The sequence below is a fragment of the Roseivivax sp. genome, from assembly GCF_054552075.1.
In genome coordinates this window covers 186,291-206,755 of record NZ_JBTOLZ010000001.1, presented here as the reverse complement: position 1 = coordinate 206,755, position 20,465 = coordinate 186,291, and the positions used below count along the sequence as shown (strand labels likewise).

Here is a 20,465-nt window from a genome sequence, read left to right as displayed (position 1 = left end):
ACAACCCGTGATGGAGAATGCCTTGCTGCCATGAGCCGTCCGGTTAAAACGGGCCCGGTGTCAAAGCAAAGAGATTTTTTATGAGCATTGCCCTCGTCATTCTGGCCGCCGGCAAGGGGACCCGGATGGACTCGGACCTGCCCAAGGTCCTGCACAAGATCGGCGGAGCGCCGATGCTGCATCACGCGATGCAGGCCGGCGCCAGCCTCGAGCCCGAGCGCTGCATCGTCGTCGCGGGCCATGGCGCCGAGGCGGTCACCAAGGCGGCGCGGGACTACGACCCCGACTGCGAGGTGGTGATCCAGTCCGAACAGAAGGGCACCGGCCATGCTGTGGCCCAGGCCGAGGCCGCGCTGGCCGATTTCGACGGTGACGTGATCGTGCTTTACGGCGACACCCCCTTCATCAGCCACGAGACGCTCGAGGCCATGGCCGAGGCGCGCGGGCGCTCCGACGTGGTGGTCCTGGGCTTCGAGGCGGCGGACCCGGGCCGCTACGGGCGGCTGGTCACCAACGGCGACCACCTCGAGAAGATCGTCGAGTTCAAGGATGCGACCGAGGCCGAACGCGCCATCACGCTGTGCAACTCGGGCGTGCTCTCGGCTGATCGCGCGACGCTCTTCGGGCTGATCGGCAAGACCGGCAACGACAATGCCTCGGGGGAATATTACCTCACCGACATCGTCGCGCTGGCCCGCGCCGAGAACCTCAGCGCCACCGCCGTGACCTGCGCCGAGGCCGAGACCCTGGGCATCAACTCGCGCGCCGAGCTGGCCGAGGCCGAGGCCGCCTTCCAGGCCCGCGCCCGCGCCGCGCTGATCGATGACGGGGTGATGATGCAGGCCCCCGACACCGTCTTCCTGAGCTTCGACAGCGTCATCGGCCGCGACACCGAGATCGAGCCCAACGTGGTCTTCGGCCCCGGCGTCACCGTGGAAAGCGGCGCGCGCATCCGCGCCTTCAGCCACCTCGAAGGCGCGCATGTCTCGCGCGGCGCGGTGGTCGGCCCCTATGCCCGCCTGCGCCCCGGCGCGGAGCTGGCCGAGGACGTGCATGTCGGCAATTTCGTCGAGATCAAGAACGCCTCGCTGGCCGAGGGCGCCAAGGCCAACCACCTGAGCTACCTGGGCGACGCCGAGATCGGCGCGGGTGCCAACATCGGCGCGGGCACGATCACCTGCAATTACGACGGGGTCTTCAAGCACAAGACCTCGATCGGCGCGGGGGCCTTCATCGGCTCGAACACCATGCTGGTCGCCCCGGTCAGCGTGGGCGACGCGGCGCTGACCGGCTCGGGGTCGGTCATCACCGAGAACGTGCCCGACGGCGCGCTGGCGCTCGCCCGCGCGCGCCAGGACACCAAGCCCGGCTACGGCAAGCGTCTGATGGAGATGCTGCGGGCCAAGAAGCGCAAACTTCAGGAAGGAGCACGCTGATGTGCGGGATCATCGGAGTCCTGGGCCGCAACGAGGTCGCGCCCGTTCTGGTCGAGGCGCTGCGCCGCCTCGAATATCGCGGCTATGACAGCGCCGGCATCGCCACCGTGCATGACGGCACGCTCGACCGCCGCCGCGCGGTGGGCAAGCTGGTGAACCTCTCGGACCTGCTGGTCCACGACCCGCTGCCGGGCAAGTCCGGGATCGGCCACACCCGCTGGGCCACCCATGGCTCGCCGACCGAGGTCAACGCCCACCCCCACAAGGCCGGTCCGGTCGCCGTGGTGCACAACGGCATCATCGAGAACTTCCGCGCCCTGCGCGCCGAGCTGGCCGAGGACGGCCGCGGCTTCACCACCGAGACCGACACCGAAACCGTGGCGATGCTCTGCCAGAAATACATCGACGGCGGGATGAACCATGTCGCCGCCGCCGAGGCCACCATCGCCCGGCTCGAAGGCGCCTTCGCGCTGGTCTTCCTGTTCGACGGGCAGGAGGATCTCATGGTCGCCGCCCGCAAGGGCAGCCCGCTGGCCGTGGGCCACGGCGAGGGCGAGGTCTACGTCGGCTCCGACGCCATCGCGCTGGCGCCGCTGACTGACCGGATCACCTACCTCGAGGAAGGCGACCGCGCGGTCCTGACCCGCGAGACCGTGGAGATCCGCGACGAGGCCGGCAACCTGGTGAACCGCCCGGTGAAACAGGTGCGCATCGACGCCGCCCGCGTCGACAAGGCCGGCCACAAGCACTTCATGGCCAAGGAGATCGCCGAACAGCCGACGGTGCTGGCCAGCGCGCTCAACGCCTATCTCGACGGCGACCAGATCAACCTGGTCGAGGGCGGGCTCGACCTGACCCGGGTCGAGCGGCTGACCATGGTCGCCTGCGGCACGGCCTTCTACGCCTGCCTCACCGCGAAATACTGGTTCGAGAAGCTCGCGGGCCTGCCGGTCGAGGTCGATATCGCCTCGGAGTTCCGCTACCGCGAGCCGCCGATCAGCCCCGGCACCACGGCGCTTTTCGTCAGCCAGTCCGGCGAGACCGCCGACACGCTGGCCGCCCTGCGCTACTGCCGCGACCGCGCCGACCGGATCCTGTCGGTGGTCAACGTGCAGGAAAGCTCGATCGCGCGGGAAAGCGACGTGGCCCTGCCGATCCATGCCGGCGCCGAGATCGGGGTGGCCTCGACCAAGGCCTTCACCTGCCAGCTCAACGTGCTGCTGCTCCTGGCGCTCGAGGCGGCGGTGCAGCGCGGGCGCATGACCCCCGAGGAGAAGGCCCGGCACCTCGCCGACCTGCGCGCCCTGCCCGGCGTCTTCAACGTCGCGCTGGAGCGCGACGCCACCATCGCCGAGGCCGCCCGCGACATGGTCGAGGCCCGCGACGTGCTCTTCCTGGGGCGCGGGCTGATGTATCCGCTGGCGCTGGAAGGCGCGCTGAAGTTCAAGGAAATCAGCTATGTGCACGCCGAGGCCTATGCCTCGGGCGAGCTGAAGCACGGGCCGATCGCGCTGATCGACAACAGCGTGCCGGTGGTGGTCATGGCGCCGCGCGACTCGCTTTTCGACAAGACCGTGTCGAACATGCAGGAGGTCATGGCGCGCGGCGGACAGGTGCTGCTGGTGACCGATGCGCCGGGCGCCGCGGAGGCCGCCGAGAACGTCTGGCGCAGCATCGTGCTGCCCGAGGTCTCCGAGGTGCTGGCGCCGCTCCTCTACGCGCTGCCGGCGCAGCTTCTGGCCTATCACGCGGCGGTGGCCAAGGGCACCGACGTGGACCAGCCGCGCAACCTGGCGAAATCCGTCACGGTTGAGTGAGGCCGGGGGCCTTTGGCCCCTGCCGGAACAGTAAAGCCCCTGGCGCCGTGGGATGCGCCAGGGGCTTTTTCATGTGCGGAGCCAGGGGTTTGCCGGGCCAGACCGGCCGGATCATCCGACCAAACGACGGGGCTCCGGTTCGGCCCCGCAGGGCAGCGCGCCCACCCTGCCCCGACAAGACCCCGCCTTACGCGCCCTCGGCGCGGGTGTAGACCGTGACCTCGGGCAGATCGGTCAGCGCCACGCCCAGAAGCCGCATCGCGGGCAGCGAGAGGCGGCTGCCGCTGCCCGCGGGCGCGGGGCGCAGCTCGACCTGGGCCGAGGTGCCGTCGGCCAGCTCCACCCGCCCCGGCGTCACCGCGTCCACGAGCGGCGTCTCGAGCCAGAAGCCCGGCTCGGCCGGCGCCCCGAGCGAGACCACCACCGTGCCGAGCGCGCTGTCCCCGGCCGATCCGGGCGCGGCGGCGGCGGCGCGTTCCTCTTCGCTGGTGGTGTCGAAGGCCTCGGCGCTGGCCGCCCCGGTGGGCGGCGCGGCGCGGGCCGGGTTCTGCGCCTCGGCGCCCGCTTCCACCGAGGCCCCGGCGCTGCCCCCGGCGCCCGAGGTGCCGAAGCCCTCGACCTGGGAACAGCCCGCCAGGAGGCCGGCACAGAGAAGCGATGCGATGCGGATGGACTGCATGTGAATAGACCTTTGTCGTGCCTGTGACTCACCGCGGATACTTGCCCGCGTGACCGCGAATTACTAGGGTCTCACCATGACTCCCAAGCTCATCGATCCGTTCCATCGTCCGATCAGCTACCTGCGCGTCTCGGTCACCGATCGATGCGACTTCCGCTGCGTCTATTGCATGTCCGAAAACATGCAGTTCCTGCCCAAGAAGGAGCTTCTGACGCTGGAAGAGCTCGATCGCATGTGCTCGACCTTCGTGCGACTCGGCGTCGAGAAGCTGCGCATCACCGGCGGGGAACCGCTGGTGCGGCGGGACATCATGACGTTTTTCCGCGCCATGACCCGGCATCTCGACGCGGGCGACCTGAAGGAGCTGACGCTGACCACCAACGGCAGCCAGCTCGAGCGCTTTGCCAAGGACCTCTACGACGCGGGCGTGCGCCGGGTGAACATCTCGATGGACACGCTCGACGAGGGCAAGTTCGCCGACATCACCCGCTGGGGCCGCCTGCCTCAGGTGCTGCGCGGCATCGACGCCGCCCAGGCCGCGGGCCTGCGGGTCAAGATCAACGCCGTGGCGCTCAAGGGCTTCAACGAGGACGAGCTCTTCCCGATGACCGAATGGGCGGCCGAGCGCGACATGGACCTGACCTGGATCGAGGTCATGCCGATGGGCGACATCGGCAACGAGGACCGCATCGACCAATACTGGAAGCTCACCGACCTGCGGGCGCGGCTGGCCGAAGAGTACTCGCTGACCGACCTGCCCGAGAGCACCGGCGGCCCGGCGCGTTACGTCCGGCTCGAGGAGACCGGCCAGAAGATCGGCTTCATCACGCCGCTGACGCATAACTTCTGCGAGAGCTGCAACCGCGTGCGGCTGACCTGCACGGGCGAGCTGTTCATGTGCCTCGGCCAGGAAGACAACGCCGATCTGCGCAGCGCGCTGCGCAACCATCCCGGCGACGACGCGCCGCTCGAGGCGGCGATCCGGTCGGCGATCGACCGCAAGCCGCGCGGGCATGACTTCGACTATTCGCGCCAATCCGTCGACGGGCGGGTGTCGCGCCACATGAGCCATACGGGCGGCTGACCTTGCGGTGAAAGACAGCGCCTCTCTTCTGAACGAGATCGGCCCGGAGATCTGGGTCGCCGAGGGGCCCGTGCTCACCGCGCTGGTGGGCTTTTCCTATCCGACCCGGATGACGGTGATCCGGCTGGCCTCGGGCGAACTGGTGCTCTGGTCGCCGGTGGCCTATTCCAGCGCGCTGCACGACGCGCTCCGGGCGCTGGGGCGGCTGCGCTACCTGGTGGCGCCGAACACGCTGCACGACAGTTTCATCGACCAGTGGATCGGCGCGGCCCCGCAGGCGGCGCTCCTGGCCCCGCCGCGGCTGGCCGAGATGCGGGGCGACCTGCCCTTCTCGGGCGCGCTCGAAGAGCCGCCCGCCGCCTGGGCGGGGGAGATCTCGCTGCAGGTGATCGAGGGCAATGCCATCACCGACGAGGTCGTGGCCTTCCACCATCCCAGCGGCACGGTGATCTTCACCGACCTGATCCAGCAGTTTCCCGAGGATTGGTTCACCGGCTGGCGCCGGCAGGTGGCCAAGCTCGACCTGATGACCGGGGCGCATCCCGAGGTGCCGCGCAAGTTCCGCAGCACCTTCGGCGACCGCAAGGCCGCGCGCCGCACGCTGGAGACGGTCCTGGCCTGGCCCGCCGAACGGCTGGTCATGGCGCATGGGCCGGTGATCCACAGCGGCGCGCAGGCCGAGATCGCCCGGGCCTTCCGCTGGCTGATGCGGGATTGAGGCGGGGCGGGCGCTGAAGCGCCGCCCGGAGGGGGCGAGGCGTGGTGCAGGGGCTCAAACCTCAGTGGCCGAAGGGTGGGGCGAGGGCTTGGCCCCAAAGACCCGAAGGACAGCGCGCGGGTTTCGCCCGCCGCGCCATGAGCCGCGTACCCTAAACGCCCGGCTCTAGCCCTCAAAGGCCCGAGCCCTCCCTTTAAAATCAATCCCCGCGACGGCCCGGCCCGCGCCCTTTCAGGCGCCGGACCCGGCCCGCCGCGGGGCGCCTGTCACTCGTTCCAGGCGCGGTCCTCGCCGCCGAGGCCGCCGATCTGCATCCGCGTCGGCAGGCCGATGCGGTCGAGCACCTCGAAGAAGGGCTTGGGGTCCAGCTCCTCGACGTTCTTCATGGTCTTGGCGTCCCAATCGCCCTGGGCGATCAGCATGGCCGCCGCGACCGGCGGCACGCCCGCGGTGTAGGAGATGCCCTGGCTGCCCACTTCCTCGTAGGCTTCCTTGTGGTCGGCGACGTTGTAGACGAAGAGCTCGACCTCCTCGCCGTCCTTCACCCCGCGCACGAGGTCGCCGATGCAGGTCTTGCCGGTGTAGTCCGGCGCCAGGCTCGAGGGATCGGGCAGGCAGGCCTTCACCACCTTCAGCGGCACCACCTCCTGGCCCTCGGCCAGGGTCACCGGCTGCTCGGAGAGAAGCCCGATGTTCTTCAGCACGGTGAAGACGTTGATGTAGTGATCGCCGAAGCCCATCCAGAAGCGCACGTCGGCCTCGGGGTAGTTGGTCGCCAGCGAATGCACCTCGTCGTGGCCCGACTGGTAGGCGCGCTGGCTGCCGACGACCGGCAGATCCCAGTCGCGCCCGCTCTCGAACATCGACTTCTCCTTCCACTGGCGGTCTTCCCAGTAATAGACCGTGCCGGTGAACTCGCGGAAGTTGATCTCGGGGTCGAAGTTGGTGGCGAAATACTTGCCGTGCGAACCCGCGTTCACGTCCACGATGTCGATCGAGCGGACCTCGTCCATGCGGTCGATGGCAAAGCGCGCGAAGGCGTTCACCACGCCCGGATCGAAGCCCGCGCCGAGGATCGCGGTCACGCCCTTCTCGGCGCAGAGGTCGCGCTTCTTCCACTCGTAGTTGGCATACCACGGCGGGGTCTCGCAGATCTTGTCGGGCTCCTCGTGGATCGCGGTGTCGATATAGGCCGCGCCGGTCTCGATGCAGGCGTCGAGGACATACATGTTCACGAAGGCCGAGCCCACGTTGATCACGATCTCGGCGCGGGTGTCGCGGATCAGCTGCGCCACCGCCGGCGTGTCGCGGGCGTCGATCTCATGCGCCGAGAGCGCCCGGTCGGTCTTCATCGCGCCCTTCTCGCGCACGCTGTCGATGATCGCCTCGCATTTCGAGAGCGTCCGCGACGCGATATGGATGTCGCCCAGAATATCGTTGTTCTGCGCGCATTTATGCGCCACGACCTGCGCGACGCCGCCGGCGCCGATGATGAGAACGGAATCCGTCATGGCGGTCCCCCTTGTCGTCTCGGGTGGGTTTGCCCCGCTCAGGAGAGCGCGGCACGGAAATCCTCGTAGCCGAAGTCGCGCACCAGCCTCTCGGTGCCGTCGAGCTCGCGGATGGCGATAGCGGGCATCTTTACGCCGTTGAACCAGTTCTTCTTGACCATGGTGTAACCGCCCGCGTCGGCAATCGACAGCCGGTCGCCCGGCGACAGCGCCTGAGGAAAGCGGAACTCGCCGAAGATGTCACCGGCGAGGCAGGACTTGCCGCAGATCATCCATTCCTCGGGGCCGGCGTCGGGCAGCATCTTGCCGCTCTCGCGGTAGATCAGGAGGTCGAGCATATGCGCCTCGACCGAACTGTCGACTATGGCGAGGTTCTTGCCGTTGTGCAGCGTGTCGAGCACCGTCACCTCGAGCGAGGTCGAATTGGTGATCGCCGCCTCGCCGGGCTCGAGGTAGACCTGCACCTCGTTCTCGCCCGCGAAACGCTTCAGCCGTTCGGCCAGCTGCTCCAGCGGATAGCCCTCGCCGGTGAAATGGATGCCGCCGCCGAGGCTGATCCAGTCCATCCGGCGGATCAGGTGTCCGAAGCGCGCCTCGATCTGGTCGAGCATGGCGTCGAAGCGGGCGAAATCGGCGTTCTCGCAGTTGTTGTGGAACATGAAGCCCGAGATCAGATCGGCCACCGGCTCGATGTCCTCGGGCGCGTGTTCGCCCAGCCGCGAGAAAGGCCGCGCGGGGTCGGCGAGGTCGAAATCCGAGGTCGAGACGCCGGGGTTCACCCGGAGCCCGCGGGTGTGCCCGGCGCTGCGGTCTTCGAAGCGGCGCAGCTGGTTCGCGGTGTTGAAGATCACCTTGTCCGAGACCGAGAGCACCTCGTCGATCTCGTGTTCGGCCCAGGCCACGGAATAGGCATGGGTCTCCTTGCCGAAGGTCTCGGCGCCGAGCTTCACCTCGAAGAGCGAGGACGAAGTCGTGCCGTCCATATACTCGCGCATGAAGTCGAAGACGCCCCAGCTGGCAAAGCACTTCAGCGCCAGGAGCGCCTTGGCCCCGGAGGCCTCGCGCAGCCAGGCGATCTTCTCCATGTTGGGCTGAAGTCGGGCCTTGTCGATCAGGTAATAGGGCGTCTGCATCGGGCGCTCTCCCCTCCTCGCTGCCGCGGCGTTGCGCGCCATATAAGTCCCCGTGCCGCGGGGGGCAAGAAACTGCGGGGAATGGCGGGGGATATGGCTGTTTAGGGGGCGGCTGCGGGCGGAACGAGTGGTGGTTTGCGCAAAACCCGCGCCATCCGCATGGCGGGGCGCGGGTGCGGGTGGGTCGGGTTAAGGCAAGGAGTGCGGCGCGGTCCGGCGTAGGGCCGGGCTTCATGCTTTGCCCCTAGGCGCCGAGGCGAGCCGGGCGGAGCGGGTGGCTCTCCGGGTCAGCTTTGCGCCCTCGCCTCTGGGCCGCTCACCCCCAGCCCGAGCCACGCAACACCACCCCGCCAACCGCCGTCCCCGCACCAGAAACCCACACCCGCGGCGGGATGTCGCATTCGTGAGTGAACTCGCCCCGCTTCTCTGCTACCGTTTTCATAGCGTTAAGGGACGCGGTCCGGCCTACCGGGCGATGGTGGTCTTCTCCCGGATGTGGCTGGCACATCGGAGGATGCCCTATGGTCAAAACAATCGGAAATCCGCTGTCATGGACGATGCACGGCCTGGCCGATGCGGCGGATCATGTCACCCAGACGGTCGAGCGCATCGGCGGGCAGGAGCATGTCACGCCCAGGGTCAGGACCCTCACCCACGAGGACCTGCGCGAGGCGCTGCGACGGGGCCGGGCGGATTTCGCCGCGGCGCGGACCGACGTGATGTTCATCTGCCTGATCTATCCCGCCATGGGGCTGATGCTGGCCGCCCTCGGGCTCAACATGAACATGCTGCCGATCCTCTTCCCGGTGGCGGCGGGCTTCGCCCTCCTTGGCCCCTTCGCGGCGGTCGGGCTCTACGAGGTGAGCCGCCAGCGCGAGGCGGGACAGGAGGTCTCCTGGCTGGCGGCGCTGAACGTCATCCGCTCGCCGAACTTCGGGGCCATGGTGGTCCTCGGGCTCTATCTCGCGGCGCTCTTCCTGGCCTGGCTCCTGACCGCCCATACGATCTGGGCGCTGACCCTCGGCCCGGTGCCGCCTGCCTCCATCGCGGCGTTCGCCAGCGCGGTGCTGACGACAGGCGCGGGCTGGGCAATGATGGTGATCGGCATCGCGGTGGGCTTCGTCTTCGCGCTGGCGGTCCTGGTGACCAGCGCGGTGAGCTTCCCGCTCCTGCTTGATCGAAACATCGGCGTGCCCGCGGCCATCGCCACCTCCTACAAGGTGTTCCGCGCCAACCCGCGGGTGATGATGACCTGGGGCGCCATGGTCGCCGCGCTCCTGGTCTTGGGCTCGATCCCGGCCTTCATCGGGCTGATCATCGTGCTGCCGCTCCTGGGCCATGCGACCTGGCACCTCTACCGCCGCGCGGTGAGCTTCTGAGCGGAGGTCTGAAGGGCCGGTTTCGGCTGGCGGCTGGAGAGTGAAAGGGCGCGTCGGACAGACCCGGCGCGCCCCTTTCTTTACCGACGGGCCCGCGATCCCATGACCGCCCTGCCCGCCGAGCAGCAGCTTACCGCGCCCCGGCCCGGGCCGCGTAGAGCGCCACGGCGGCGGCGTTGGAGACGTTCAGCGAGCCGAAGCCCCCGGCGAAGTCGATGCGGACCAGCGCGTCGCAGGTCTCGCGGGTCTTGGGGCGCAGGCCCGGGCCCTCGGCGCCGAGGACCAGGGCGACGGCGCGGTCGCCGGCCTCCTCCAGCGCCACTTCGAGGCTGACCTCGGCCGTGCCGTCGAGGCCAAGCACCAGGTAGCCCATGTCCTTCAGCTGCTCCATCGCGCGGGCGAGGTTCACCTCGCGCAGGTAGGGCTGCCGTTCGAGCGCCCCCGAGGCGGTCTTGGCCAGGGCGCCGGTCTCGGGCGCGGAATGATGCTTGGTGCCGATCACCGCGCGGGCACCGAAGACCTCGGCCGAGCGCAGGATCGCGCCCACGTTATGCGGGTCGGTCACCCGGTCGAGCAGCACCACCCGCGGCGGGCGTGTGCCGTCGCCCTGGGCCACCTCGACAAGCGGCCCCCAATCGAGCGGCTTCACCTCGAGCGCCGCGCCCTGGTGCACCGAGCCCGGATCGAGCGGTGCCGCGAACTTGCGCGGATCGCTGATCTCGGGCTCGATCTCGGCCTGCGCCAGGGCCTCCTTCAGCTTCTCCGCGGCGTTCGGCGTCAGCACCAGGCGCAGCTTCTCGCGCGCGGGATTCTCCAGCGCGTCGCGCACCGCGTGCAGGCCGAAAAGCCAGACGGTTTCGCCCGCCGAGGCCCGGCGCGCCTGTTCCTTCTCGATCACCCAGCGGGGTTTCTTCGCCATCGCTCATGCCCTTCGCGTTAAGGCCTTTCCCCTGTCGAAACCCGCGGGCCAAAGCAAGGGATTTTCCGGTTGACGGGAAATTGGGCCATCTGTATTCGACCCACCACGCGCCGGGGCAGCCCGGTGTCGGGCGACGAGCTGCAAGGTGCGGCAGCGGACTGTAAATCCGCCGGGGAGACCCACGCCTGGTTCGATTCCAGGGTCGCCCACCACTTCCCCCCCTTCCTTTTCAGGCACCTTGTTCCGCCGCTCAGCGGGTCAGGCCGAAGCGCGCCGCGCCGTAGGGCGCGAGGTCGATATTGGGCCGCCGGTCGAGCATCGCCTCGGCCAGGAGCCGCCCGGTTTTCGGGCCCGCCGTCAGCCCGACGTGGTGATGCCCGACCCCGGCCCAGAGACCCTTCGGCCCGACCTCGCCCAGAAGCGGCAGGCTGTCGGGCAGACCGGGGCGATGGCCCATCCAGCGCGTCGCGCCCTGCCAGTCGAGCCCGGGGAAGGCCCGCGCGCCCTGCTTGCGGATCAGCGCGAAAGGCGCCTCGGAGGGCCCTGCCTCGGTGCCGCCGAACTCCAACACGCCGGCGAGCCGGGTGCCCGCGGCCATGGGCGTGGCGACAAAGGCGCCCTCGGCGACCATGACCGGCTGGCGCGGGCCGCCCTCGGCATTGCCAAGCTGGTAGTGGTAGCCGCGTTCGCTTTCGAGCGGGAGCGTGAGGCCCAGCTGCGCCAGAAGCGCCCGCGCGCCCAGGCCCGCGGTGACCAGCACCCGGTCGGCGCTGAGCGCTTCGCCCCCGGCCATGACCCCGGACACCGCGCCATCCTCGATGCGCAGCGCGTCGACCTCGGCCCGGTGGAGCCTGCCGCCCTCGGCCTCGAAGGCGCGGGCCAGCGCCGCGACATAGCCACCGGGGTCGGCGACGAAGCCGTGATCCTTCAGGACCGCGAGGCACCCGAGCCCCGGCCCCAGCGCCGGGTCGTAGTCGCGCACATCCCTCCCGGCGATGCGCAGATGCCGGAACCCGGCCTGCGCCTTGATCTCGAGCGCGGCGCGGTCGGCCTCATAGGCCCGCGCGTCCGGGTAGGCATAGACGTAATCCGAGCGCGCGAGGTAGCTTGCGGCCTCGGTGCCCCGGGCCAGCGCCTCATGCGCCGCCACCGCATCGGTGACAAGCTCACCCAGCGCGGCGCCGATGCGCGCGACCTCGGCCCGGCCCGCGTGGCGCGCGGCGCGCAGGAGCCAGGGCAGGAGCTTCGGCAGATAGGACCAGCGCAGGAACAAGGGCTTGTCGCGGTCAAGCAACATGCCCGGCGCCGCCCGGATCGCGCCCGCGTCGATCGAGGGGCGCACCGCCGAGGCCGCCAGCACGCCGGCATTGCCGAAGGAGGCCCCCTGCCCCGGCGCGTCCCGGTCGATCAGCGTGACCTCGGCGCCCATGCGCTGCAGCCAGAGCGCCGATGAGACGCCCACGATCCCGGCCCCGATGACCACCACCCGCATGGGATCAGAGCTTCGAGGAGATGACGCCGGTCGCGAAGCCGCCCATGCGCAGCTCTCCGAAGAGCCGCTGGTATTCGATCTTCGGACAGCGGTTCTGGATCACGTCGATGCCGCGGGCCTCTGCCATGGCGGCGGCCTCGGGGCTTTCCACGCCGATCTGCATCCAGACGGTGCGGAGCTTGGGGAAGCGCTCCAGCGCCTCCTCGACGATGCCGGGCACCGCCTCGGAGCGGCGGAAGATGTCGACCATGTCGACCTCGGCGCTGACATCCGCCATGCCGCCCGCGACCTCGCGGCCGAAGAGGGTCTTGCCCGCGTGGCCGGGATTGACCGGATGCACCTCGAAGCCCTTGGTCGAGAGGTAGCGGCCGACGTAGTGGCTGGGCCGCACCGGGTTCGGCGAGACCCCGATCATCGCGATCACCCGGGTCCGCTTCAGCACGTCGCGCAGGAAGGCGTCGGAGTAGCTCATGCCGTCCCCCCGAGACCCGGAACGGAAAAAGGCGCCCGGGCCAAAGCCCGGACGCCAGTCACGGAACGAGGGACAGTGAAGGTGTCGCAGGCGTTCCGAGCCTGCGAGCCTTCTAATAATGTGGGCGCGAAAGTCACAGTTTGTAGCCCGGTCGCGAAAGCGTGAACAAAAGGGTTGCAGTTTCCGATTTTTTCATTCCGCCGCCTGTGCCGCTGCTTCGGTCCGCAACATCTGCCAGACCCGATGCGGGGTGAAGGGCATGTCGGCCTGACGCACCCCGCGCTCCCAGAGGGCATCCTGCACGGCGTTGGAGACCGCGGCAAGCGCGCCCACGGTGCCGGCCTCACCGCAGCCCTTCATGCCCATCGGGTTGGCGGTCGAGGGCACCGGCTCGGTCTCGAAGCGGAAGAAGGGCAGATCCTTGGCGCGCGGCATGGCGTAATCCATGAAGGAGGCGGTCAGAAGCTGGCCGGTCTCGTCGTAGACGACCCGCTCCATCAGCGCCTGGCCCGCGCCCTGGGCGATCCCGCCGTGGACCTGGCCCTCGACCAGCAAGGGATTGATCAGATTGCCGAAATCATCGACCACCTGGTAGCGGTCGATCTTCACCTCGCCGGTGTCGGGGTCGATCTCGACCTCGACCACATGGCAGCCGTTGGGGAAGCTGCGCGCCTCGAGCGCCTCATGCGCGGAGAAGCTCAGAAGCGCCGTCTCGCCCTTCGCGCGGGCCATCTCGGCCACCTCGAGAAGCCCCGGCGTCTCGTTCGAGCCGGGGATGCGGAAGCGTTCGTCGTCGAAGCTGACCTGATCCTCGGGCACGTCGAATTCGCGGGCGAGGAAGCCCGAAAAGGCGGTGACGATGTCCGAGACCGCCGTCAGCGTCACATTGGCCTGCACCGTGACCGAGCGCGAGCCGCCGGTGCCGCCGCCGCGCGCGATGAGATCCGAATCACCCTGCACGACGCGGATCTTCTCGACCGGGATGCCGCTCTGGTCCGAGAGGAACTGCGCATAGACGGTCTCGTGTCCCTGGCCGTTCGACTGGGTGCCGACGTAGATCACCGCGCCCGCTTCCTCGAACTCGACGCGGACGCCCTCGTCGGGGGCGCCGAGGATCGCCTCGATGTAGCAGGCCAGCCCCTGGCCGCGGAGCCGGCCCTTGGCCTCGGAGGCCGCGCGGCGCGCCGCATAGCCGGGCAGATCCGCCGCCGTCTCGGCATGGGCCAGCACCCGGGCGAAATCGCCGACGTCATAGGTCTCGCCGGGGACGGTCTTGTAGGGAAAGGCCTCGACCGGGATGAAGTTGCGGCGCCGCAGCTCCCAGGGGCTGACGCCCAGCTCGCGGGCGGCGCGGTCCATCATGCGTTCGAGCACGTAGATCGCCTCGGGACGGCCGGCGCCGCGATAGGCGTCGACCTGGCAGGTGTTGGTGAAGAAGGCCTCGGACTGCAGGTAGGCGGCGGGCACATCGTAGACCCCGGTCATCACCCGGCTGAAGAGCTGTGTCTGCATCAGCGGGCCGAACTGGCTGGCATAGGCCCCGAGGTTGAAGCGCGTGTCGACGCGGTAGCCGATGATCCGGTGGTCGGCGTCGAAGGCAAGCTGCCCGCGCGAGACCAGGTCGCGGCCCATGTTGTCCGAGAGCATCCCCTCGCCCCGCTCTGCGGCCCAGCGCACCGTGGCGCCCAGCATGCGCGCGGCCTGGGCGACGGCGAAATACTCCGGGTAGACCATGGTCTTCATGCCGAAACCGCCGCCGACGTCGCCGGTGGTGACATGCACCGCGTCCTCGTCGAGGCCCAGCACCTTGGCGAGCTGGCTCTTGTGGGTCCAGACGCCCTGGCTCGACATGTCGAAGCTGAGCCGCGCCCCGTCCCAGGAGGCGGTGCAGGCCCGGCCCTCGAGCGCATTGGCGATGATCTTGTTGTCCTCGACCTCGAGGTCGACCACATGCTCGGCGCGCTGGAAGGCGGCGGTGACGGCCTCCTCGTCGCCGAGCCCGAAAGTGAAGGCGCGGTTGTCGGGGGCCTCGGCGTGCAGCGGCTCGCCGCCCGGGGCCATCTCCAGGTGGACGGGCAGATCCTCGATCTCGGGCATGATCAGCTCGGCGGCATCCTTGGCCGCGTCGAGCGTCTCGGCCACCACCAGCGCCATGGGCTCGCCGACGAAGCGCACGCGGTCCTCGGCCAGGATCGGGCGGCGCGGCGCGATGCCCGGGCTGCCGTCGCGGTTCTTGACCATGACGGTGAAGAGCCCCTCGGTCACGCCCGCCGCGCGCAGGTCCTCGGCGGTCAGCACGAGGCGGACGCCCGGGGCCTGCTGCGCCTCCTCGATGTCCAGCGCGGTGAGGCGACCATGCGCCACCGGCGCGCGCAGGAAGACGCCGTAGAGCGCCCCCTCGGGCACCGTGTCATCGGTGTAGCGGCCCGCCCCGGTAAGCAGCCGCAGGTCCTCGCGGCGGGTGACGGGCTGGCTCTTGCCGAACTTCTCCATGGGGGCCTCCGGGCGTTGATCTCGCCCGGACCTTAAGGCCCCGCGCCTCAGTGTCCAGTGGGCCCGCCCGCGCCGCTGAGGGTCACGGTCTCGGCGCGGCCATAGCCGTTGAAGGCCGTGGCGATGGCGCTCGAATAGGCGCCCATGCCGGGGATCACCAGGTAGTCGCCCTCGGCCAGGTCCTCGGGCAGGGGCAAGGGCTCGGGCAGACGGTCGAGGCTGTCGCAGGTCGGCCCGAAGACGATGCGCGGGCGCATCGGGCCTTGGCGCGGCCGGCCCTCGGGACTGAGGCAGGTGACCCCGCCCCCGGCGCTTAGGTCGCGCCATTCGGCCAGGTGGCCGTAGATCCCGTCGGCCAGGAAGACCGAGGCGCCGCTGGTGGCCTTGACCGGCACCGCAAGCGAGGCGGCATCGGCGACCAGCGCCCGCCCGGGCTCGCAAAGAAGCGCCGGGGCTTCGGGCCCGAAGGCGCGGGCGACCGTCTCCCCGATGGCGGTGAAGATCGCCCCGAGGTCCGGCTCCGCCCCGCCCCGGGCGGCCGGAAAGCCGCCACCGACGTTCAGCCGGGAGAGCCGCACGCCGGCCTCGCGGGCCACGCGCGCGGCGGCCTCGATATAGGCGACCCAGGCGGCGGGATCGGCGCATTGGGTGCCGGGATGGAAGCAGATCGAGGGCCGGGCGCCCGCCTCGGCGGCGGCGACCAGCAGCAGCACCGCCGCCTCGGGATCGGCGCCGAATTTCGCGCCGAACTCATAGGCCGCGCCCTTGACCGGCAGCTTCAGCCGCACGCTGACCTCCTGGCCGCGCAACTCGCCGAGCTTGGCCAGCTCGCCTGGCCGGTCGACCGACCAGGAGCGCACCCCGAGCCGCCGGGCATGGGCGATCTCGGCCTTGGCGCGCACCGGGTTGTTGTAATGCAGCGCCGCCCCCGGCAGCACCGAGGCGAGCCAGTCGATCTCCTCGGGCGAGGCGACGTCGAAGGCCGCGATGCCCTCGGCGGCCAGGGTTTCGAGCACCGCCCGCGCCGGGTTGGCCTTGACCGCATAGGTCACCTCGCCGGGAAAGCCCGCGCGGAAGGCGCGCGCCCGCGCGGACAGCGCGCCCGGCCGGAAGTAGAGCACCGGACCCTCGGGCCGGGTCGCGGCGAGATGCGCCGTCTCGTCGGAAAAGATGCGTTCCTGCCGGACCAAAGCTGCCTCCTGCCTGTTGTTATGCCTTCAGTCTCGGGCAGAATTTCGTCGCTTTCACTTGGCATTTCCTGCAGAGTGAGCAAGATCTTGGGCATATCGCAGGGTGTATCATGCAGATCGACGACATGGACCGGCAGCTCATCGCGCTTCTGGCCGAGAACGCCCGCGCCCCGGTGGCCAAGCTCGCGCGGTCGACGGGGCTTGCGCGCACCACGGTGCAGGCGCGGCTCGACCGGCTCGAGCGCGGCGGCGCCATCGGCGGCTACACGATCCGCAAGGGCCCGGGGCTGACCCCGGCGCTGACCGCCTCGGTCCTGGTCTCGGTCGAGCCCCGCGCCGAGCCCGCGGTGATCCAGCGCCTGCGCGCCCTGCCCGGGGTGATGCGCGCGACCACGACCTCGGGGCGGACCGACCTCTTGGTCGAGGTCACCGCCGAGACCACCGAGGCGCTCGACGCCCTGCTCGACCGGATCGGCGAGGCGAAGGGGGTTCGGTCCTCGGAGAGCCTGATCCACCTGACGACGAAGATCGCGCGGTAGGGCGCGCGCCCGGCTGGCGTCGATTTTGGGTCGGGGTCGCCAATGCCGTGCCCCGCGCTCGGGAGCGCCCCGGCCCGACAACAACACCCGGCAACCCAAGCCCCTTTAGGCCGCGCTCCCCAAAGCCCCACACACACCACCTCACCCCCGCCCCCTCTGTTCACCCGGCCAAGCATCCGCTAGGAGGAGCGCCGAACCCGATACCCCGGCCAGCGACAAGGGGCGCATATGGCGCGACATCTCATCACCTCCGCGATCCCCTACATCAACGGGATCAAGCATCTCGGCAACCTCGTGGGCAGCCAGCTGCCCGCCGATCTCTTTGCCCGCTACCAGCGCGCGCGCGGCCACGAGGTGCTCTTCCTCTGCGCCACCGACGAGCATGGCACCCCCGCCGAGCTCGCCGCCAAGAAGGCCGGCCAGCCGGTCGCCGAATACTGCGCCGAGATGCACAAAGTGCAGTCCCGCATCGCCGAGGGCTTCCGCCTCTCCTTCGACCACTTCGGACGCTCCTCCTCGCCGCAGAACCACGCGCTGACCCAGCATTTCGCCGGACGGCTCGCCGCGGCAGGGCTGATCCGCGAGGTCTCGGAGACGCAGATGTATTCGCCGCAGGACGGCCGCTTCCTGCCCGACCGCTACATCGAGGGCACCTGCCCGAACTGCGGCTTCGAGAGCGCCCGCGGCGACCAATGCGACAATTGCACCAAGCAGCTCGACCCGGTCGACCTGATCGACCCGCGTTCGACGATCTCTGGCGCCACCGACCTGGAGATGCGCGAGACCAAGCACCTTTTCCTCTGCCAGTCGCAGATGAAGGACGAGCTCGAGGCCTGGATCGACGGCAAGGCCGACTGGCCGGTGCTGACCACCTCGATCGCCAAGAAATGGCTGAACGACGGCGACGGGTTGCAGGACCGCGGCATCACCCGCGACCTCGACTGGGGCATCCCGGTCAAACGCGGCGACGCCGACTGGCCGGGCATGGAGGGCAAGGTCTTCTACGTCTGGTTCGACGCGCCGATCGAATATATCGCCAGCGCCCAGGAATGGGTCGAGGCCGGCAAGGGCACCGACTGGCAGCGCTGGTGGCGCACCGACGCGGGCGCCGAGGACGTGCGCTACACCCAGTTCATGGGCAAGGACAACGTGCCTTTCCACACCCTGTCCTTCCCGGCGACGATCCTCGGCTCGGGCGAGCCCTGGAAGCTCGTCGACTACATCAAGTCGTTCAACTACCTGAACTACGAGGGCGGGCAGTTCTCCACCTCGCGCGGGCGCGGCGTCTTCATGGACCAGGCGCTCGAGATCCTGCCGGCGGACTACTGGCGCTGGTGGCTCCTGAGCCATGCGCCTGAAAGCTCCGACGCCGAGTTCACCTGGGAGAACTTCCAGAGCTCGGTGAACAAGGACCTCGCCGACGTCCTGGGCAATTTCGCCAGCCGGGTGACGAAGTTCTGCCGCTCGAAGTTCGGCGAGCAGGTGCCCGAGGGCGGCGCCTTCACCGAGCGCGAGCGCCAGCTCGTCGCCGACCTGCAGGAGAAGCTCGGCGAGTACAGCCGCCAGATGGAGGCCATGGAGGTCCGCAAGTCCGCCATGGCGCTGCGCGGGATCTGGGTGCTCGGCAACGAATACCTGCAGGAGGCCGCGCCCTGGGCGACCTTCAAGGAGGACCCCGCGCAGGCGGCCATGCAGATCCGCCTCGGGCTGAATCTGATCCGGCTCTTCGCGGTGCTCTCCGAGCCCTTCATCCCCGATGCCGCCGCCCAGCTTCTCGAGGCCATGCAGGACCCCGAGGCCGCCTGGCCCGAGGATGTCGACGCCGCGCTGCAGGCGCTCGCGCCCGGCCATGCCTTCACGGTGCCCGACGTGACCTTCCGCAAGATCACCGACGCCGAGCGCGAGGACTGGCAAGCGCGGTTCTCCGGCCGCCGCGACTGATCCCGCCTCTGGCCGCGCGCCGGGCCTCGCTCAGAAGGCCGGCCCCGCGCGCCCCCTCGGGCCCACACCAAAGTCCCGACCTCACAGCCCGCACGCCGCCGGACAAAACGCGCGCGCTCCCAACCCGCGCCCGCCTTAACCCAAAGCGCAGCACCAACCACCCGCGCCCCACCCCACCTGCTTCAGGTTGGTCCAAATACCTCGGGGGTGAATGCGGGCGGCACGCCCGCTGAGGGGGCAGAGCCCCCCGGTCCGGGGCGCCGCAGGCGGCCCGGACCCACTAAACTGCCAAAAACCAACAAAAAAAGACGCGCCCCGCTATGGGGACGCGCCTTCGAGGTTTGTCTTGGATCTCGGCTTAGGCTGCCTTGATCTCGACAAGTTCGATATCGAAGTTCAGGTCCTTGCCTGCAAGGGGGTGGTTCGCGTCGAGCGTAACTTCGCTGTCGTTCACCTCCGCCACGGTCACCGGCATCACCTGGCCGTTCGGCGTCTGCACCTGCAGCTGGGTGCCGATGTCGAGCGGGATATCCTCGGGGATCTGCTCGCGCGGGACGGCCTGGAAGGCCTCGTCCTGGCGCTGGCCATAGGCTTCGTCAGCGGGGATCTCGACCGACTTCTTGTCGCCGACGGTCATGCCCGGCAGTGCCTTGTCGAGGCCCGGAATGATCTGGCCCGAGCCCACGGTGAACTCGAGCGGGTCCCGGCCGGCGCTCGAATCGAAGGTCGAGCCATCGGTCAGGGTTCCGGTATAATGAATAAGAACGGTGTCGCCGGTTTTCACCTCGGTCATGGAACATCCAATTCTGTTCTGGGAGTGGGTTTCGGCGAGGCCGCAGCTGGGCAGGTTCTCGCCACTTGGCGCGAATACTAAGGATTCCGGCTTGCGAATGAAAGGGGGCGCGGCGAATTCGCTGCCGGGAACTGGCGGTGCGGGCTGCGTGTTGCTCCTGTCCAGACGCCGGGGCGGCCCCTTCGCGGGGTGTGACCGGCGCGACATGCACACCAAGGCTTGACCGGCCGTCATCTTGCCCGGCCGGGCGAAGCGCAGACAATGGGCAGATACCGGCAAGGCTGCTCGAACCGAAGGGGACCGTCCATGATCAACCGTCGCACATTCGTCGCCGCCGCCACGGCCGCGCTGGCGGCACCGAGCCTGGCCCGCGCCCAGGGCTTCCAGCTCGAGCCGATCTACCAGCCGCAGACCGTGAAGGTGAAATCCTCGCTGGCGCCGCAGCAGATCATCGTGCTGCCGCGCGCGCATTTCCTCTATTTCGTAGACGCGCCGGGACAGGCGCGCCGCTACGGCGTCGGCGTCGGCCGCGCCGGGCTCGAGTTCCAGGGCGAGGCGGTGATCGAGGTCAAGAAGGAATGGCCGACCTGGCGCCCGACCGACGAGATGATCGAGCGCGAGCCCGAGGCCTACGAGAAGTTCCGCGGCACCGACTACGTGCAGCCCGGCGGCCCGAACAACCCGCTCGGCGCCCGTGCGCTCTATCTCTTCCAGAACGGCCGCGACACCTTCTACCGCATCCATGGCACCAACCAGCCCTCCTCGATCGGGCGCTCGGTGTCGAACGGCTGCATCCGGATGATCAACGATCACGTGATCGACCTCTACAACCGGGTGCCCACGGGGACCAAGGTCACGGTCATCTGAAC

The 20,465-nt window shown here is 69.4% G+C and carries 17 protein-coding genes and 1 tRNA gene; 9 read left to right on the top strand and 9 right to left on the bottom strand.

The features are described from left to right. The first annotated feature begins 80 nt into the window (after positions 1–80). Complete coding sequence (glmU, locus tag ACX938_RS00965) at positions 81–1,436, top strand: bifunctional UDP-N-acetylglucosamine diphosphorylase/glucosamine-1-phosphate N-acetyltransferase GlmU (RefSeq protein WP_459429617.1); 1,356 nt, start codon at positions 81–83, stop codon at positions 1,434–1,436. After that, positions 1,436–3,253, top strand: coding sequence for a glutamine--fructose-6-phosphate transaminase (isomerizing) (gene glmS, locus ACX938_RS00960; protein ID WP_459429616.1), 1,818 nt, complete (start codon positions 1,436–1,438; stop codon positions 3,251–3,253). Before glmU ends, glmS begins: the two co-directional genes overlap by 1 nt. A gap of 187 nt (positions 3,254–3,440) precedes the next feature. On the opposite strand, the gene ACX938_RS00955 is transcribed toward glmS, so the two are convergent. Further along, on the bottom strand, positions 3,441–3,932 hold the full coding sequence (locus ACX938_RS00955; protein ID WP_459429615.1) for a D-galactarate dehydratase: 492 nt from the start codon (positions 3,930–3,932) through the stop codon (positions 3,441–3,443). Positions 3,933–4,008: 76 nt separating this feature from the next. Between ACX938_RS00955 and moaA the strand changes: the two genes are divergently transcribed. Further along, a complete protein-coding gene (moaA, locus tag ACX938_RS00950; protein ID WP_459429614.1) occupies positions 4,009–5,016 on the top strand; it encodes a GTP 3',8-cyclase MoaA in 1,008 nt (335 codons plus the stop codon). A 7-nt stretch (positions 5,017–5,023) separates the two neighbouring features. After that, complete coding sequence (locus ACX938_RS00945) at positions 5,024–5,734, top strand: DUF4336 domain-containing protein (RefSeq protein WP_459429613.1); 711 nt, start codon at positions 5,024–5,026, stop codon at positions 5,732–5,734. A gap of 266 nt (positions 5,735–6,000) precedes the next feature. On the opposite strand, the gene ACX938_RS00940 is transcribed toward ACX938_RS00945, so the two are convergent. Together ACX938_RS00940 and ACX938_RS00935 are read right to left on the bottom strand one after the other, a co-directional pair. Beyond that, entirely contained in the window at positions 6,001–7,245 is a 1,245-nt protein-coding gene (locus tag ACX938_RS00940) for a saccharopine dehydrogenase family protein (RefSeq protein ID WP_232752425.1), read from the bottom strand. Positions 7,246–7,283: 38 nt separating this feature from the next. Then, positions 7,284–8,378 carry a carboxynorspermidine decarboxylase gene (locus tag ACX938_RS00935; protein WP_459429612.1) on the bottom strand — a complete coding sequence of 365 codons (1,095 nt, stop codon included), beginning with the start codon at positions 8,376–8,378 and terminating at the stop codon, positions 7,284–7,286. A 521-nt stretch (positions 8,379–8,899) separates the two neighbouring features. On the opposite strand from ACX938_RS00935, the gene ACX938_RS00930 reads away from it, so the two are divergent. Then, on the top strand, positions 8,900–9,757 hold the full coding sequence (locus ACX938_RS00930) for a DUF2189 domain-containing protein (protein ID WP_459429611.1): 858 nt from the start codon (positions 8,900–8,902) through the stop codon (positions 9,755–9,757). A gap of 130 nt (positions 9,758–9,887) precedes the next feature. Here the strand turns inward: ACX938_RS00930 and rlmB are convergent, their stop codons facing one another. Beyond that, positions 9,888–10,676, bottom strand: coding sequence for a 23S rRNA (guanosine(2251)-2'-O)-methyltransferase RlmB (gene rlmB / locus ACX938_RS00925; protein WP_459429610.1), 789 nt, complete (start codon positions 10,674–10,676; stop codon positions 9,888–9,890). A 128-nt stretch (positions 10,677–10,804) separates the two neighbouring features. Between rlmB and ACX938_RS00920 the strand changes: the two genes are divergently transcribed. Then, a tRNA-Tyr gene (locus ACX938_RS00920) sits at positions 10,805–10,888 on the top strand. Between the two features lie 38 nt (positions 10,889–10,926). On the opposite strand, the gene ACX938_RS00915 is transcribed toward ACX938_RS00920, so the two are convergent. The 4 genes from ACX938_RS00915 to ACX938_RS00900 all read right to left on the bottom strand — a co-directional run bounded on the left by ACX938_RS00915 (position 10,927) and on the right by ACX938_RS00900 (position 16,323). Beyond that, positions 10,927–12,168, bottom strand: a complete 1,242-nt coding sequence (locus ACX938_RS00915; RefSeq protein ID WP_459429609.1) for an NAD(P)/FAD-dependent oxidoreductase — start codon at positions 12,166–12,168, stop codon at positions 10,927–10,929. A gap of 4 nt (positions 12,169–12,172) precedes the next feature. Continuing rightward, positions 12,173–12,640 (bottom strand): CoA-binding protein, encoded by a 468-nt coding sequence (locus tag ACX938_RS00910; RefSeq protein ID WP_459429608.1) that lies wholly within the window; start codon positions 12,638–12,640, stop codon positions 12,173–12,175. A 192-nt stretch (positions 12,641–12,832) separates the two neighbouring features. Beyond that, positions 12,833–15,133, bottom strand: a complete 2,301-nt coding sequence (locus ACX938_RS00905) for a xanthine dehydrogenase family protein molybdopterin-binding subunit (RefSeq protein ID WP_459429607.1) — start codon at positions 15,131–15,133, stop codon at positions 12,833–12,835. 47 nt (positions 15,134–15,180) lie between these two features. Next, entirely contained in the window at positions 15,181–16,323 is a 1,143-nt protein-coding gene (locus tag ACX938_RS00900) for a type III PLP-dependent enzyme (protein ID WP_459429606.1), read from the bottom strand. A gap of 110 nt (positions 16,324–16,433) precedes the next feature. Here ACX938_RS00900 and ACX938_RS00895 point away from each other — a divergent pair, with 110 nt between their 5' ends. Together ACX938_RS00895 and metG are read left to right on the top strand one after the other, a co-directional pair. Continuing rightward, the gene (locus ACX938_RS00895) at positions 16,434–16,862 is read left to right on the top strand and encodes an Lrp/AsnC family transcriptional regulator (RefSeq protein WP_459429605.1); all 429 of its coding nucleotides are present in this window, start codon (positions 16,434–16,436) and stop codon (positions 16,860–16,862) included. A 228-nt stretch (positions 16,863–17,090) separates the two neighbouring features. Next, positions 17,091–18,803: a methionine--tRNA ligase gene (gene metG / locus ACX938_RS00890; protein ID WP_459429604.1), complete on the top strand. Its 1,713-nt coding sequence runs from the start codon at positions 17,091–17,093 to the stop codon at positions 18,801–18,803. 358 nt (positions 18,804–19,161) lie between these two features. Here metG and ACX938_RS00885 read toward each other — a convergent pair whose 3' ends face one another. Further along, the gene (locus ACX938_RS00885) at positions 19,162–19,596 is read right to left on the bottom strand and encodes an FKBP-type peptidyl-prolyl cis-trans isomerase (protein WP_459429603.1); all 435 of its coding nucleotides are present in this window, start codon (positions 19,594–19,596) and stop codon (positions 19,162–19,164) included. A 306-nt stretch (positions 19,597–19,902) separates the two neighbouring features. Here ACX938_RS00885 and ACX938_RS00880 point away from each other — a divergent pair, with 306 nt between their 5' ends. Continuing rightward, a complete protein-coding gene (locus ACX938_RS00880) occupies positions 19,903–20,463 on the top strand; it encodes a L,D-transpeptidase (RefSeq protein ID WP_232752437.1) in 561 nt (186 codons plus the stop codon). Positions 20,464–20,465: the final 2 nt, after the last annotated feature.